The organism is Erwinia sp. PME.40.26/001 (assembly GCF_055556675.1).
Map to the genome: position 1 here is coordinate 1 of NZ_JBVHNP010000406.1, position 240 is coordinate 240.

Genomic DNA, 240 nt, shown 5'->3' on the forward strand with positions numbered 1-240 from the left:
GAACTCATGAAGGTGTCGTCGTGCCACTTCCGTCCGATCTGGAAGGTATCGAGGAAGTTCTGATCCAGCGTTACGCCGCGATACGTCCGTCCCGGCTCCGCGGGCAGCTTCGACAGGCCGGAGGTCGCGTTCTCGATCCTCGTTTCGACGGAGCCCACGTCGAACGGCGACGGATGACTCGGGTCGCGGAGATAGGGGTTCATCGCGTGGACCCCCGGTACCGTGGTGTAGTCATAGATG

1 pseudogene is annotated in these 240 nt (G+C 62.1%); it reads right to left on the reverse strand.

The window, feature by feature from the left end:
• Nucleotides 1-203: pseudogene (locus ACZ3HG_RS24740) on the reverse strand (hypothetical protein); the annotation flags it as partial.
• Between the last annotated feature and the right edge of the window lie 37 nt (nt 204-240).